At 42.7% G+C, this 16,293-nt stretch carries 13 protein-coding genes, 2 tRNA genes and 1 riboswitch; of the genes, 3 read left to right on the forward strand and 12 right to left on the reverse strand.

Translation table 11 applies throughout. From position 1 onward, the window contains the following. Positions 1-12: 12 nt before the first annotated feature. Positions 13-912 carry a LysR family transcriptional regulator gene (locus SFRI_RS11305; RefSeq protein ID WP_011637649.1) on the forward strand — a complete coding sequence of 300 codons (900 nt, stop codon included), beginning with the start codon at positions 13-15 and terminating at the stop codon, positions 910-912. A gap of 561 nt (positions 913-1,473) precedes the next feature. Here the strand turns inward: SFRI_RS11305 and SFRI_RS21020 are convergent. From SFRI_RS21020 to thiC, 8 genes are all read right to left on the reverse strand, one after another. Continuing rightward, complete coding sequence (locus SFRI_RS21020) at positions 1,474-2,757, reverse strand: putative metalloprotease CJM1_0395 family protein (RefSeq protein ID WP_011637650.1); 1,284 nt, start codon at positions 2,755-2,757, stop codon at positions 1,474-1,476. Positions 2,758-2,759: 2 nt separating this feature from the next. Then, positions 2,760-3,047: a hypothetical protein gene (locus SFRI_RS11315; protein WP_011637651.1), complete on the reverse strand. Its 288-nt coding sequence runs from the start codon at positions 3,045-3,047 to the stop codon at positions 2,760-2,762. A 76-nt stretch (positions 3,048-3,123) separates the two neighbouring features. After that, the gene (thiH, locus tag SFRI_RS11320; protein WP_011637652.1) at positions 3,124-4,239 is read right to left on the reverse strand and encodes a 2-iminoacetate synthase ThiH; all 1,116 of its coding nucleotides are present in this window, start codon (positions 4,237-4,239) and stop codon (positions 3,124-3,126) included. A gap of 1 nt (position 4,240) precedes the next feature. Then, the gene (locus SFRI_RS11325; protein ID WP_011637653.1) at positions 4,241-5,050 is read right to left on the reverse strand and encodes a thiazole synthase; all 810 of its coding nucleotides are present in this window, start codon (positions 5,048-5,050) and stop codon (positions 4,241-4,243) included. 2 nt (positions 5,051-5,052) lie between these two features. Continuing rightward, entirely contained in the window at positions 5,053-5,280 is a 228-nt protein-coding gene (gene thiS / locus SFRI_RS11330) for a sulfur carrier protein ThiS (RefSeq protein ID WP_011637654.1), read from the reverse strand. Beyond that, the gene (locus SFRI_RS11335) at positions 5,267-6,073 is read right to left on the reverse strand and encodes a HesA/MoeB/ThiF family protein (protein WP_011637655.1); all 807 of its coding nucleotides are present in this window, start codon (positions 6,071-6,073) and stop codon (positions 5,267-5,269) included. The genes thiS and SFRI_RS11335 overlap by 14 nt, the downstream gene beginning before the upstream one ends. Then, a complete protein-coding gene (gene thiE, locus SFRI_RS11340) occupies positions 6,070-7,749 on the reverse strand; it encodes a thiamine phosphate synthase (RefSeq protein ID WP_011637656.1) in 1,680 nt (559 codons plus the stop codon). The genes SFRI_RS11335 and thiE overlap by 4 nt, the downstream gene beginning before the upstream one ends. A 5-nt stretch (positions 7,750-7,754) precedes the next feature. Then, on the reverse strand, positions 7,755-9,755 hold the full coding sequence (gene thiC / locus SFRI_RS11345) for a phosphomethylpyrimidine synthase ThiC (RefSeq protein ID WP_011637657.1): 2,001 nt from the start codon (positions 9,753-9,755) through the stop codon (positions 7,755-7,757). Between the two features lie 206 nt (positions 9,756-9,961). Continuing rightward, a riboswitch (TPP riboswitch) is annotated at positions 9,962-10,061 on the reverse strand. Positions 10,062-10,318: 257 nt separating this feature from the next. Here thiC and SFRI_RS11350 point away from each other — a divergent pair. Further along, positions 10,319-12,463, forward strand: a complete 2,145-nt coding sequence (locus tag SFRI_RS11350; protein WP_011637658.1) for a TonB-dependent receptor plug domain-containing protein — start codon at positions 10,319-10,321, stop codon at positions 12,461-12,463. A 740-nt stretch (positions 12,464-13,203) separates the two neighbouring features. Here SFRI_RS11350 and SFRI_RS11355 read toward each other — a convergent pair. The 4 genes from SFRI_RS11355 to dnaQ form a co-directional block, all read right to left on the reverse strand. Next, a tRNA-Asp gene (locus SFRI_RS11355) sits at positions 13,204-13,280 on the reverse strand. 80 nt (positions 13,281-13,360) lie between these two features. Continuing rightward, positions 13,361-13,437, reverse strand: a tRNA-Asp gene (locus tag SFRI_RS11360). 127 nt (positions 13,438-13,564) lie between these two features. Beyond that, a complete protein-coding gene (locus tag SFRI_RS11365; RefSeq protein ID WP_011637659.1) occupies positions 13,565-14,902 on the reverse strand; it encodes a TIGR03503 family protein in 1,338 nt (445 codons plus the stop codon). A 10-nt stretch (positions 14,903-14,912) separates the two neighbouring features. Beyond that, a complete protein-coding gene (gene dnaQ, locus SFRI_RS11370; protein WP_011637660.1) occupies positions 14,913-15,641 on the reverse strand; it encodes a DNA polymerase III subunit epsilon in 729 nt (242 codons plus the stop codon). Positions 15,642-15,718: 77 nt separating this feature from the next. Between dnaQ and rnhA the strand changes: the two genes are divergently transcribed. After that, entirely contained in the window at positions 15,719-16,192 is a 474-nt protein-coding gene (gene rnhA / locus SFRI_RS11375; protein ID WP_011637661.1) for a ribonuclease HI, read from the forward strand. Positions 16,193-16,293: the final 101 nt, after the last annotated feature.

The following is a 16,293-nucleotide window of genomic DNA, read 5'->3' on the forward strand; positions in this document are numbered from 1 at the left end:
AGAGAACACTTAATGAGCAGAGCCAAATCAACCCTAGAACAATGGCGAATTGTCCAAGCTGTCGTTGATTTTGGAGGTTATGCTCAGGCTGCAGAAAAACTCAATAAGAGTCAATCATCGCTAAACCATGCAGTGGCAAAACTGCAGCATCAACTGGGTATAAACTTACTCGAAGTCAAAGGTCGCAAAGCCTATTTAACCGAGCAAGGTGAAGTGTTATTACGTCGTTCTCGTCATTTAACCCAATCGGTTGAAGAGCTTGAACAACTCGCCAATAATTTAGGTCAAGGCTGGGAACCTAACCTAACGATCGCCAGAGAAATCATTTATCCTATGGACACGTTAGTGGCAGCTCTAGACGAATTTTTACCACTAAGTCGTGGTACAAGGGTAACGATTATCGACTCGGTGATCACCGGCACTCATGAACTTGTGCTTAATAATGAAGTAGACATTGCTATTTGTGCTACACCACCTAAAGGTCATATTGCAGAGCCATTATGTGAATCAAATTTTGAACTTGTGTGCCATCCAGACCATCCGCTTGCGCAATTAGAACGCATAGATGATGACAAGCAATTAGCCCAACATTTACAAATTGTGATTAAAGATACGGGAATAAATGCAATCAATGATATTGGTTGGCTTAAAGCGGAACAACGTTGGACTGTATCGAACTTTCATGAAGCAAAATCCATTTTAGCGCGCAACATCGGTTTTTGTTGGATCCCGAACTTTGTTGTGCAGCAAGAACTGCAAAATAAACAACTCATCCGCCTGCATTTACGTGGAGGTAATAATCGAAAAGCAATATTGAATCTGGTTGTCCCTAATAGAGATCAGCAAGGCCCTGCCTGTAAATTATTAGAAAGCTTAATGTTAAAACAGCATAACTTACCTTTTAATGGTTAATTATCAGCAAAAAAAAGTTTACTTAGATTTGGTGTTGTAGATATTTAATCAATATGGCGACTTATTCAAGTCAGCTTCTACATAACACATGATTTTTGTCATGTTCGTGAATCCTTCTCTTTCTGCACGTATCTGTCAATCCCTGTGCCCTGCACTTCCAATTAAGCATCTTGTCATCCATATAAATTAGTTCATTTGGCAAAAAAGAACATGGGCCATTATGATTTGGTTTGCGCTACTAGGATGCTTTCAGCCAAGTTCTGCTTAATGACTTGATCAGAACTTGGAATAATAGGTGAGAAATATCAAAACGTAGTTATTAACCACTTTCAAACTTGTCATTTTACTCAAACCCGAATTCAGGCAAGACGTGTCGCTTACAAGCGAATAACGGAGTAAATAGATAACTAAATGACTGTTCTATTACAAGTCGATTCAATGCTGTCTGCAAGGCAAAGGGCTGTTTATTGGCGTTTCTTATCTTGAATCAGATTATATAGCAGCGCTAAATTATCGAACTTAAATCAGTGTTGTATGAATACTGTAGAGACATAGAAAATATTATACGTAGATTTCGATGGATTGATGTTGTTGTGAATAACGTTCTGGGGAAGGTAGAGACTGACTAGTTGAATCGTTAACTGCTGTTGTGTCGTTTGCAATAGCAGAATGACTCTGTTCTGCTGATACTGAATGATTAGGAGACAATAGACTTATGTTTGAATCATCGGCATTAAGGGGATCATTGGTTAAAGTTTGACTGTTTTGAGCTCTAGAATTATTCGTTTTTGAAGATGACACAGAATCTGAATTATTTGTTATTAACTCTTTCTTTGCTTCATTCATGTTTTGTAATGCTTGCGCCGCGACGCGAATATCGGCCATAGACGGTTGTACAGGAGCCATTGCTGCTGCATACACTTTCTGCATTTTAGTTAATGTCGCTTGGGCGTCACCATCAACAGTAGACACATCGATATTAACCTCACCATCCACAGCATAACGACGTCCATCTGGGCCTTTTTCATATTGATAACTCGGGCTTTGTGCCAAACTACCGCCCACCGCTGCGTGAGCTTGTTCGTGAGTTTTAACTTCGGTATCTCGCTGTGCAAGTTGATCAATCTGTTTAATTTCAGCTTGTTCTATTTGCTGTTGCTTGTCTTTTACCTGTTGCTCAACTTGCTGCTCTGCTGAATCATCCTGACTGTTTGACGTTTGAGGTTCTGTATTAACTGACGATTCGTCTACGGATGAATTTTGTTCCGTCCTATTTGTCGCTACAGCTGAAGTATTTGTTTCTGTCGCTGAAGCATCCGAGGGTTGATTAAAGATATTAACTATAGGCTGTTGAGCATTAACAACTTCACCATTACTCGTTCTTGCTGGTTTAGCTGTACTCACAAATGTTCCAGCAGCGACATCAGTAGCCTGGGTTTGAATAGCTGAACGATTCAATACACCAGTAAGATTGAGCGGACCACTTTTTAAGCTGTAACTATTGAAGGGATCTGCAGCAACTATTTGTGGCGGCTTAACCCCATTTGTATTTGCAGAAACAGAATTTGACGGAGCGTTCTGATGAGTATCCGTACTTAAATTGGGTTTAAAGTCGACTGATGCTTTAAAAGCTGATGTTACTGTAGTTTGAATTGGGCTAGATTTGAGCGAACTGCTTTTTACTGAACTGTTTCTAACTTGATTTGAATGGATGATTTCAGGCTGAGCATCTATCACTTTAGCAGATGCCGGTTGAGCTTGTGGTGCAGATAAAGAATTGCGGTGGTTAAGTTGGGCAGTATTATTAACAGACCCAGTGTTAGCAGAAACCATCGCCGCATTCATGATTACACTTCAATATCAATCAAGCTACCAACAGTCTCAGATGCTACTTCAATCACTTTAGCAGATGCTTGAGCTTGGTTAGATGATTCAGTCGCTGACACTAAAGCAGATGTGGTGTCAGTTTGCCCAACAGCACGAGAACTTAAGGTCACAGTATCTTGTGCCGATGTATTTGGCACCGCAGGTTTTTGTTGATCTGGAGTGGCAACAGATGTTGTTGCTTGCGCTAAACCTTGTTGAGCACTCTGCAATCCCTGCATACCTGACGCATAGGCTGATTGAACTTGCATAATACTGCTCCTGATTTTAAAAAAGTCGATTTATTATGGCCTAAACCGACTAATATGTACAGTTTTCAAACAAAAGTTAGCTGTTAACCCAACCCATCTCCCAATCTTTCCATACTGGATTAATTCCTCGTCGCTTCATTTGTTCAACAACTTGCTCTACTGGGCGGTTATCACTGATTTCAAATTGATCAAGTTGGCTGTCTGGCGCCATATAACCGCCTGGTTGAGTTGAACTGCCTGCACTCATGTGGGTAATTCCTAAAGGGAGTAAATTATCCCTTAATGATGGTAACTCTCGCGTGGATAAACTGATTTCAAGCTGGGGGTTAAACAACCTAAATGCACAGATCATTTGTACTAATCCTGCATCGGTTAATTCAACTTTCGGTGTAATGCCGCCAGTACATGGACGTAAACGAGGTAGTGAAATACTGTAGCGACTGCGCCAGTAGGTATTTTCCAAGTAATCTAGATGAAAGCCCATAAGTAATGCATCTAAGCGCCAATCATCTAACCCAAGTAATACCCCGAGGCCAATTTTATCGATACCCGATTTTGCCACTCGATCAGGGGTATCTAAGCGATAGATAAAATCTTGTTTTTTACCGCGAGTATGATGCTGAGCATAAGTATGAGCACGATATGTTTCTTGGTATACCATAACGGCATCAACACCTAGTTTGCCAAGACGCTGATACTGATCAGTCTCCAATGGTTGCACTTCCATTGCCACGTAATTAAAAGCCCTGCTAACTAACGGTAGCACCGACTCAAAATACTCCATTCCAACTTTAGTTTCGTGTTCGCCAGACACCAATAATATCGAATCAAAGCCACGTTGTTTAATAATCGCCATTTCCGCTGCTAGTTCATCACGAGTAAGAGTTTTGCGCTTGACCTTATTGCTCATACTAAATCCACAATAATCGCACTCATTGGCGCACAAGTTTGATAAATATAAGGGTAAGAAAAGGCCGATATTTGCACCAAATCGCTGCCGAGTCAGCTGAGCTGCTTGCTTCGCCATCGGTTCAATGTATGGCATTGCGGCAGGAGATAATAATGCCAACAAGCTATCAAGATTACCGCTTGGATTTTTCAAAGCCAACTCAACGTCTTTGGCGGTTGTTGAATACAACTTCATCGATAATGCTTCGGGGGCTAATTGCGCAAATACGCTTGAATACGTCATACTACCCCCCCTTACTATTCACTGACTTTGCAAGTGAACTGATTGATGGCTCTGACAAGAATCCGGTCAAAGGACTGGTCGCGTGAGCATGGTTGTTCACGGCCCCTAATCCAGCAAGATAAGCTTGTCTTCCTGTGGCAACCGCATCAGCAAAACATTTAGCCATTTGCTGAGGATTGGCACTACTTGCAATCGCGGTATTCACCAATACTGCAGCTGCGCCCATTTCCATAGCTCTGCAAGCTTGTGAAGGTGCACCAATGCCGGCATCCACTATTACCGGGATATTAGCCTGTTCGATAATAATGCTTAAGAATGTTTCCGTTGCTAACCCTTGATTACTGCCTATTGGACTGCCGAGTGGCATCACCGCAGCGCAACCGACTTCTTCTAAGCGCCTACACAAGACTGGATCAGCATGCACATAAGGCATGACAATATAGCCTTTTTCGCATAAGTGTTGAGCCGCTATTAATGTTTCAATAGGATCGGGCATGAGGTATTTAGGATCGGGATGAATTTCAAGTTTAATCCATTTAGTGCCCAGCATTTCATAAGCGAGTTCAGCGGCAAAAATAGCTTCTTTGGCATTACGCGCACCAGCGGTATTAGGTAGTAATTTAACCCCCATACTTTGCAAAGGACCGAGTAAATTGTCATGGCCGCGAGTCAAATCAATCCGCTTCATCGCTAAGGTGACTAACTGCGAACCAGAACTTGCTATCGCTTGTAACATTGTATTGTGATTTGAAAATTTTCCTGTTCCGGTGAGTAACCGAGACGAAAATTGATGATCGGCTATCGTTAACATTATTAACCTCCAGCAACGGCAGAAAAGACGGTTATATTGTCATCGGCTTGACACACTGCATGCATCCAACGACTTCGAGGCACAACAGTATCGTTGACCACAATGGCCACTCCTTGAGTGGGTAAATCGCTGAGTATAAGTAGTTCAGCCAAATTCAAATTGGCCCGAACATGTTGCTCGACACCATTAAGGTGCAGGGTTATTAGCTCGAGGGGATCAGTTTGTGTCATTAGACCGCTCCTGATGATCAGTTAATGGATATTGATGACATACTTCACATTGTGGGTCTTGACTCATGTTGGCATACTGCCAACGTAAATCCTGAGCATTAAATCGATGTAAAACACCGTATTGCGTAAAGGTATTGCAGATGTGCTGCAGGCCCACCAGCGCTTGCATACTGGCTATAATGCCCACGGCCGGCCCAAACACGCCAGCTTGAGTACAATTTTGCATAATGGGGGTATCAAGTGGATATAAACAACAATAGCAACCGCTGTGTGAATGTGGTCTCGAAAAATCAAGACAAAATAATTGCCCCTGATATGCACTGATAGCACCACTAACCAAGGTTAACTGATGCTGTACACACAGTTGGTTTATCAATTGCCTCGCACTGACATTATCTGTGCAATCGAACACTACAGGTTTTACCGTAAATCGTTTAACAAGCTGATTAAAATGCGCTGAGGTAATGGGTTGTGCTAACACGTCGATATTGATTTGAGGGTAAGCATCACTCAGTGCACTTTTTGCAATGTTGACTTTTGCTTGGCCAATATCAGATGCCCTGAACAGTAGTTGCCTTGGTAAATTGGATAATTCCACCACATCATGATCAATTAACAGTATTTGCTGAACACCCGCAGCAGCTAAATAATGCGCCACTACATTTCCTAAGCCTCCTACACCGATGATCACTACAGGGCTATTCATAATGGCAAGCTGCCCTGCTTCTCCAATATCACCCAGTAGCATGGTGCGTGAATATTGAATGTAATCCAGACCAGATAGAGAATTCATACTCCCTCCTGAGGTGAACAGGCTTTTGCTAAAGGCCGCGTAAGCTGCAACCATTTATGATGCAAGGCTCGATACGCTTTTGCAGGATCGTCAGCCATAGTTACCGCTCTAACAACAGCAGCATCACCAACGCCGGTTTCAGCAATCTGCTCAAGGTTATTGAGATTTATCCCGCCAATTGCGACTGTCGGATAATGGCGCGCAAATAAACTGGCATAACGTTTAAGTTTGCTGAGCCCTTGAGGCGCGGAAGGCATTTGCTTGGTCGTGGTAGCAAAAATATGCCCAAGAGCAATATATGAAGGCGAACATTGGTGGGCTAACAAGGCTTCAAAATAACTGTGACTCGATAACCCTAACGCCATTCCTGTTGCCGCTATCGCGGTTAAATCTGCAATGAGCAAATCCTCTTGGCCTAAATGAACCCCAAAAGCACCGTGTTTAATCGCCAGTTGCCAATGATCATTAATAAACAACTGAGCATGATATTCGCGACCGAGTTTGATGGCCTCAATGATATTCGCTTCGAGTGTTAATCGTTGCCGATTATCGGTATCGGTATCGGCATCGGTATTAGTCGCTAACTTGGCACGATATTGGACCGTCTTGCAGCCCGCTTTTAATACATTTTTTAATATTCCAAGATCATCTAAAACAGGATAAATCCCCAAGGATTGATGCACCGCTTTAAAACTATTCAGTGGAGCTGGCTTAAACCGATCTTGAGCGCGATAGTCAGAGGATACTAAATTGATTGATGGCATCATTCCTAAATCAGCAGGCCAACCAGTACGGGCTAATACACCAGGTCCTTGCCCGAGACTTACACCTAAAGTGAGTCCCTTATTGACGTAGGCTTTTGCCAGCACAATAGCATCATGAATCACGAACTCATGGGCAATAAAACACGCTATTGCAGATGATAATGTGCAACCACTGCCATGATTATTGGTGGTTGCTATCCGCTGGCTACTTAGCATAAACACCGCATTACTGTGTGTAATACTGGCACCTTTAACGTTTTTACTCACATATACATCTATTGCATATTGTTGCTGCCACTGAGCATCACCGCCTTTAGCGAGCACATTGCATTTAAATGTATCGGATAACAATTTGGCATCGCAGATCATTTGCTGTTGCTGAGCAACCTTGTTATCGACATCACAATATTGCGCTAACGCATACTGAGAACATAAGCGCTTCAATTCGTGCTGATTAGGCGTTAGTAAATCAATTAAACCAATGAGAGGGCTAAAATCGAGATCGATAGAATTAAAATTAGCACCACTACTGGCGACCATGACGGGATCAAGCACCACAAAAGGTACTATCTTCTGAGTAGCGCGCATCTGAGTCAAACAGTCAGCCAATATGTCGACCTGTGCTTGGGATGCAAGCAGGCCAATTTTAATCGCCACTGGCGGCAAATCCACGAGTAAACTACTGAACTGAGCCAACAACATGGATTCAGAAACGGTTTCTACAAGACTCACACTGACTGAGTTTTGCGCAGTTACTGTGGTTATTACGCTACACCCGTGACACGACAAGTCTTGCATAGTTAATAAATCAGCTTGAATCCCCGCACCACCACCACTGTCTGAACCCGCTATGGTCCAGACAATGGGTGGGGTTTGAGTTATGGATTCACTGACAAATGTCGATGAATTCATGGCGATTATTCAACCTCTACCGTTAAGTCAGTATTAACTTGTGCTGCGGGTTTGACGTCGTGATAAAGCGCCGAGCCCGACGCTTTGAACTCTGCCGACTTTTGCGCCATCGCTTCGGACGGATTTATGGCTTGAGCCGTATGTAGAGCTTGATAAGCACTAGCAGAAGATACTTCAATCTTAAGTGCTTCAGCTTGTTCAAGATTCGCGGCATATTCACGTACTTCGTGGGTTATTTTCATCGAACAGAATTTAGGCCCACACATTGAACAAAAATGAGCCACTTTGGCTGATTCTTGTGGTAACGATTCGTCGTGGTAAGCACGAGCGGTATCAGGATCAAGACCTAGGTTATATTGATCTTCCCAACGGAATTCAAAGCGGGCTTTTGATAATGCATTATCACGTACTTGCGCACCTGGATGACCTTTAGCGACATCCGCAGCATGGGCAGCAATCTTGTAGGCAATTAAGCCTTGTTTTACATCTTCTTTGTTAGGCAAACCTAAGTGTTCTTTAGGGGTGACGTAACACAACATCGCCACGCCGTACCAAGCCATCATGGCAGCACCAATACCTGAGGTGAAGTGATCATAGCCAGGCGCAATATCGGTTGTTTGTGGGCCTAATGTATAAAATGGCGCTTCATCACAAAGGGCCAATTGCTTTTCCATATTGACTTTAATCAATTGCATTGGCACATGACCTGGGCCTTCGATGATGGTCTGCACATCGTATTCCCATGCAATTTTGACCAATTCACCTAAGGTTTCTAATTCCGCAAATTGCGCTTCATCATTGGCGTCGGCAATTGAACCGGGGCGCATACCATCCCCTAACGACAACGACACATCGTATTGGGCGCAAATTTGGCAAATATCGCGAAAATGTTCATATAAGAAACTTTCTTGATGATGACTTAAACACCACTTAGCCATAATTGAACCGCCACGCGACACAATGCCGGTAAGGCGTTTGGCGGTCATGGGTACATAACGCAATAACACCCCTGCATGAATCGTAAAATAGTCTACGCCCTGCTCGGCTTGTTCAATCAATGTATCTCTAAATACCGCCCAACTGAGGTCTTCGGCAACGCCATTAACCTTTTCTAATGCTTGATAAATCGGCACAGTACCAATCGGCACAGGCGAATTACGGATAAGCCACTCACGCGTTTCATGAATATAACGTCCAGTCGACAAATCCATGACCGTATCGGCGCCCCAACGGGTAGACCACACGAGTTTTTCAACTTCTTCTTCAATCGAAGATGTCACCGCCGAATTACCAATATTGGCATTCACCTTCACCAAAAAATTACGCCCAATAATCATAGGTTCAGTTTCAGGATGGTTAATATTCAGCGGAATAATTGCTCGACCTCGGGCGACTTCATCGCGGACAAACTCAGGAGTGATAAGTTGCCCAATATGTGCACCAAAATTCTCACCTGGGGCTTTTTGAGTCAACACGCTATCGGTTACTTCAGCGCGAGCCATGTTTTCACGAATGGCAATGTATTCCATTTCAGGGGTAATAATACCTTGGCGTGCATAATACATTTGGGTCACGCATTTGCCCTTCTTGGCACGTTTAGGCGCGACTAAGGCGTCAAATCGTAAATGATCGAGTCCATCGTCGGCCAGTCGTTGTTGGGTAAAACCCGAACTTGCACCCGTTAATTGCTCAGTATCTTGTCGCTCATCAATCCATGCTTGACGGATTTTAGGTAAGCCTTCACGCACATTGATATCAGCAAGGGGATCAGAATAAGCACCCGCGCAGTCATAAACCATGATCGGCGGATTGGCTTGTTTAATGGGTTCAGCGTCGGTACCACCAATAACGGTATCAGTTTGATTAACTTGACGCATAGCAACGTTGATATCAGCACGACTACCCGCTAAATAGACTTTTTCCGAGTTAGGATGTTGTAACGGTTTAAGGGTATCAATAAATTGTTGAGCGTTAGCTCGAGTTTGACGACGGTTTGGATTTGACATTAGCAACCTCAATATTAAGAGTAGAGTTGCTTGTCTGGAGAGGTGTTGATAGCAGCAGTAAACAATAAAAAAGCTATTGCTTACGTCAATAATCACATAGAAAAATACTAAAGTAATAACGTAACTGGAATATAAGCCGATAAAAAACTCGGAGGTAAACGTCCAATTACAATCGTGTTAATACGTTATTTATCTTCCCAATAATCATGATTATTACGCTTGTTTCCTTCGCAGGTTCTAGCCTGATCAGGTTCAACGGATCCCGAATAAACGGTCTCAGCCATAATGGCACTCCGACAAGATGTCACGCAGTATAAGCAAGCTTGTCGCTAAATAACAAGCACTAAAATAATCATTTCATACAAAAGTCATCAATCCACATGTCAGAAACTGATGCAGTGTCATTGATATCTCAATGATTCATTTATCACCACAGACAGCTATTCATCAAGCTGCGACACTATGTCGCATTCATCATATTTATTAGCAGGTTATAATTTAACAGACTAATAAACACCTTTGAAATATATTCATCAAAGGTTGATAAAATAACAATAAAGGTGATGACATTGACAAATAAAGTAATGCAAACCATTAAATTAAATACTAATTCCCCATGGGTTTACTCATCAATTGCATTGGCTATAATGTTTGCTATTACACAACCAGTGATGGCTGAACAGTATGATAAGCGAAATAGTGAAGGCATTGAGCGGGTTGAAGTACATGGACAAGCGGCCAATAACGATTTACTCGGTTCTGCCCAAAACTTATTAAATAAACAAGGTGTAGATTTTTCTGAAGCGGGTGGCGTATCTGCATTACCGATTTTAAATGGCATGATGGGCGATCGGATCAAAGTGCTCATTGATGGCAGCGACATTACGTCATCATGTGCAAACCAGATGAACCCGCCACTTTCATATGTGTCAGCCAATCAAATTAGTTCGACCCAAGTGGTTGCTGGAGTCTCTCCGGTGAGCGCCGGTGGCGATAACATTGCAGGCGTAATTAACGTCACTAGCTTAACCCCTGTATTTACCGATAGCGACACAGTGACATGGCAAAGTGGTAACATATCTAGCGGTTATCGAAGCACCAATGACGCCATTCTCGCAGGTGTAAATGCCACTGTTGCTAGTAAAACATTAAGCTTTAATTACCAAGGATCATTTGAAGATGCAAACAGCTATACAGATGCCCATGGCGATAAAGTACTAGACACTTTATACCAATCACAAAATCATGCATTAACCGCTGCTTGGCAAGATGACATTCAACAAGTTGCTGTCAAATTGACTCATCAACATATCCCCTTTCAAGGTTTTGCAAACCAGTATATGGACATGACGAATAATGACAGTTATGGCGCATTAGTACGTTATCAACGAACACTTGAAAACGAAGGCGAGTTCACAGCCCAAGCAAACTGGCACAATGTAGAGCATCAAATGGGCTTCTTTACCGATGAAAAAACCGGCATGATGCCAATGAAAACTAAGGGTAAAGATTACAGTTACCAACTGCATTGGCAGCTACCAATGAGCTCAGACAGCACCTTATTAATTGGCCAAGAATATTATGTTTATCAACTTGATGATACATGGCCTGCGATTGAAGGTTCAGCCATGATGGGTCCCAATGACTATGTCAATATTAATGGTGGCGAACGCCAACGTGCAGCTCTTTATGCCGAGTGGCAACAAACAATGAATACACGTTGGTGGCTGTCTGCAGGTGTTCGTTATGAATACGTATCAACCAGCACAGGTGAGGTTCAGCCTTATAACACCATGAGCATGATGGGCATGACCAATGTTAATGCCATAGCCGCAGATGAATTTAATGGCCTCTATCGAAAGCGCAATGACAATAACATCGATGCCACCCTTCTAGCTCGCTATCAACTCAGTGATACTGAAGTGATAGAGCTTGGTTTAGCCCAAAAGAACCGCGCACCCAATTTATATGAGCGATACAGTTGGGGCCAAAGCACCATGGCCACAACGATGATTGGCTGGTATGGCGATGCAAACGGCTACATAGGCAACCCAGACCTTAGTGCAGAAACTGCACATACATTGAGTATGGCTTACAAGCTAGTACAAGATGATTTAGCATTTAGTGCAACAGCTTGGTACAGCAGCATTAACGATTTTATTGATGCCAATGTGGTCAGCAGCTTTAATCGCACAAGCATCGATACTAATAGTCGTCATATTTTACAGTTTACAAATGTCGACGCCACCCTGTTTGGTGCACGCATTGATGCTGAATATCAACTAGCAGACAATGACACGGGTAAATGGCGCTTTAACGCTAACATCAACGCAACTCGCGGCGAAAGAGATGACAATGACCAGCCGCTGTATCAAATAAAACCTTTGCAAACAGAGCTAGCTTTGCAACAACAGCTAGGTGATTGGCAAAATAGGTTCAGTTGGCAATGGGTTGCAAGTAAAGATCGCGTGGATGAACAGCGTTTAGAAAACACAACTGACAGTTACTCACTGCTTAATTTAAGCAGCAGTATCCAATGGCATGATGCCACAATGACTATTGCAGTGAAAAATCTACTGGATGAGTATTATCAACTGCCTCTGGGCGGTGTCAGTATCGCTGAATATAAGGCTGACAGCAGTAACGGTTTTCAACAAATAGCCGGTTCGGGTCGCTCACTGGAGCTCAATGTCAATTACGTATTCTAGTTAACCAGCTATAAGTAATAAGCCGATGCCATGTAATAATTACCACATTATTGGCTAACCTGAAACGGCAGTACTGCTGATGTTAAGATAGACAAAAGCCTCTACATTGCTGTAGAGGCTTTTGTCTTATTTGGCGAAGCAGACGCTGATATTGAAACAGTGAACCCGCGACCTCCGGCGTGACAGGCCGGTTTCTATTGAACTGCGATGGAATAACATTAATGCGCTGACATTTGATAATCTAGTAGGTATTGCATCCTAGTCTGAATCACCAATTCTGTTAATTTTTGAACAGAAAAAAGCCTCTACATTGCTGTAGAGGCTTTCATCTTATTTGGCGGAGCGGACGCTGATCTTGAAACAGTAAACCCGCGACCTCCGGCGTGACAGGCCGGTTTCTATTGAACTGCGATGGAATAACATTAATGCGCTGACATTTGATAATCTAGTAGGTATTGCATCCTAGTCTGAATCACCAATTCTGTTAATTTTTGAACAGAAAAAAGCCCCTACATTACTGTAGAGGCTTTTTTCTTATTTGGCGGAGCGGACGCTGATGTTGAAACAGTGAATCCGCGACCTCCGGTGTGACAGGCCGGTTTCTATTGAACTGCGATGGAATTACATAAATACACTAACATTAGCTAATATGGGCGGTTTCTGGCTAAGTAAAACACCAAATCTTTTGATTTTTCATAAGAAAAAAGCCCCTACATTGCTGTAGAGGCTTTCATCTTATTTGGCGGAGCGGACGGGACTCGAACCCGCGACCCCCGGCGTGACAGGCCGGTATTCTAACCAACTGAACTACCGCTCCAAAACGGTTTGTATACACTTAATAAAACTAACAATAGTATAAATATTATCTGTTTTATTAAGTGTAAACAGTCACTTGAATGGCGGAGCGGACGGGACTCGAACCCGCGACCCCCGGCGTGACAGGCCGGTATTCTAACCAACTGAACTACCGCTCCACACAAGTGCGATGAATAATAAAGTTGTGATAATTAATCGTCAACAGTTTTTTAATTGTTTTTGCTCATTTAGTTAAAAAACGTACAATTATCAAGTTTTAGTACAAAAAGCACTCACTTCAGTGGGTTAGTTTTTGTCATCAGGCATACTTAAATCAATATCATCTAGGTCGACGCTTTCTAGAATACTGTCTTTAGGTTTATCCTCATTAACGGGGTTTTGCTTTAACCTTTCTTCTGCCGCAGCCATCGCCTTTGCCAGCGTTTGTTTTTTTCGCCATATCACCAAACCGATAATACCAACAAAAAAGAGTACGCCATTAATGGTAATAATCCAGAACATTGCATCGTCTTTAGCTACTTTCTCTTCAATTTCTGCTTGAATAGCCGCTTTTTCAGCAAGTTCTTCAACTGATGGAGGTGGAGCTGGGGGCTCTACTAAATTAAAAAACATTTCAGGTAAATTGAGTACAATTTCTCGGCCATCAACCGTCGTAGAAACCGCACTGCCTTTAACACGATAACTGCCAAACTCAGTCACTTTAGGTAAGTATAAAATTTGATCTGCACTGGTCATGGTTTGCAAGGTGATAGGCAGCAACAATCCTGCAGGGCCGACTAAGTCAAACTCAAAATGCGTTTCTGCTAATTTCACCACAGATTCATCAACCGTCAATTGTATCTGCCATATGCCTTTTAATGGATCGCTATTGGGCACCATTTTGACAGTAATTGGTTGTGGCGATAGCTCAAACGGCATCACATATTCACGTTCAAATATATTATTTCGGGCGGTAACGTTGAGTACATAATGACCGGTAGGTTGTTGTAAATTATGGCTTCCGGTAAAGATGCCATCATCAGGTACTTCGTCCAACAATTCACCATTGTCTTTATAAGCACCGACAATAATGGTGCCCGTTGCAAAGTTATCGTCAGTAGGAAGATGCTCACTGGTAAAACGAGCAGTCCATTCGACCATATACTCCAAACCCGGCATTCTCATGGTTAAACTATCACCCAAGAGTCTTGCTGTTACTTTCAACCTTTCACCCTGATAAAGTGGTTGCGGTAACGGTTGCACAGCAATGTCTAATGCAGATAATTTTTTAATTGTCGACCCTTCAACCACACTCCCCAATAACTGCCAAGGCCCTGGCATTGGTTTTTCGATATAAATCATATCAGCAGCAATACCGTCTACCCATTTTACCGTTTGAGGATGACGATTTGAGTACCATTTACTGCCATCGGGTAAAATGACCACGACAGGAGCGGAACCATAGCTTCGTTGGATAACCAACGTTAAATGATCGACCATGTGATCGATTCGAAAACGATTTTTAAGTTCTGCTGCTTGCGATGCATTGACCACTGCAGCCTGGGCATTAGGTTGCCACGCTAAGATAAGACTCAGCAACAATAAACAAAGAATAGCAAGATAACCGGCGCGAGTAGCACTCATAAAGGTTGGTTTACCCTCTCCAGAGACATTTACCTGACTTCGCAATGAGGTCAAGTCGTTGTTCGTGTAATAGTATTTCATCGGCAGATGCACCAACGACTTTAAGATTAAACGCCGAAGGATCGATATTTTTAATTCCGCCACCTTCTTGACCCGCTTTTTCATTGGACAAATTAAACTTAATTTGTCCACCAGTCATGATTAAGTAAACATCAGCAAGAATTTCCGCATCGAGTAATGCGCCGTGATAAGTACGGCGGCCATTATCGATACCATAACGTCGACACAATGCATCTAGATTGTTTTTTTGGCCTGGATGCAGACGTTTGGCAATGGCCAAACTGTCGAGAATACTGCAAATGTCTTTGGTTTTAGGCCCAATTGGATTGAGTTTTGAAAACTCATGGTCCATAAAGCTCACATCGAAGTTGGCGTTATGAGCGACAATTTCAGCACCATCGATAAAATCGATAAAATCTTTGGCTATTTGATGAAAACGCGGTTCGTTGGCCACACGGTCATTGGTAATACCGTGAACTTGAATTGCCTCTTCATCAATCGCTTGACCAGGATTAATATATTGGTGATACGTTCGGCCTGTTAAGCGACGATTAATCACTTCGACACAACCAATTTCAATAATGCGATGGCCCACATAAATAGGTCCACCCGCTTGGTTCATACCGGTAGTTTCGGTATCGAGGATCACTTGACGACTTGCACTAGAAATAATGTTCATATTTTTTACTCATTCAGCCCTCGCCTTTGTATAAATTGAGTATACTGGCGCGAATATTTCGCTATGGTAACAACTTGATGGCCGAACTCAAACAGCTGTATATTTTTACTGATGGCTCTTGCTTAGGAAATCCAGGACCTGGCGGTTATGGCGTGGTAATGAAATATAAACATCAGCAACATGAAATCGCCGATGGATTCTCATTAACAACCAATAATCGTATGGAACTTTTAGCCCCAATTATCGCGTTAGAAACGTTATACGAACCCTGTAATATTATTTTAACCAGCGATAGCCAGTATATGCGCCAAGGTATTATGACTTGGATCCATGGTTGGAAGAAAAAAGGCTGGATAACCTCAACTAAACAACCTGTCAAAAACGTCGATTTATGGAAGCGTCTAGATGCGGTAAGTCAATTACACAAGATTGACTGGCACTGGGTAAAAGGCCATGCAGGCCATATTGAAAATGAACGTTGCGACGTATTGGCACGCAAAGCAGCCGAAGCTAAACCTCAACAAGTTGATACTGGTTATAATCCTGAATAATTCGGTTTTAGTTATTTAACCTTCGCGCTGGATGATCACAGTTATCAAACTGTTCTTTGCCATGCTAACAGGGTTGCACTGACCTGCAATAAGCTAGATAT

Source organism: Shewanella frigidimarina NCIMB 400 (genome assembly GCF_000014705.1).
GTDB classification, from domain to species: domain Bacteria; phylum Pseudomonadota; class Gammaproteobacteria; order Enterobacterales; family Shewanellaceae; genus Shewanella; species Shewanella frigidimarina.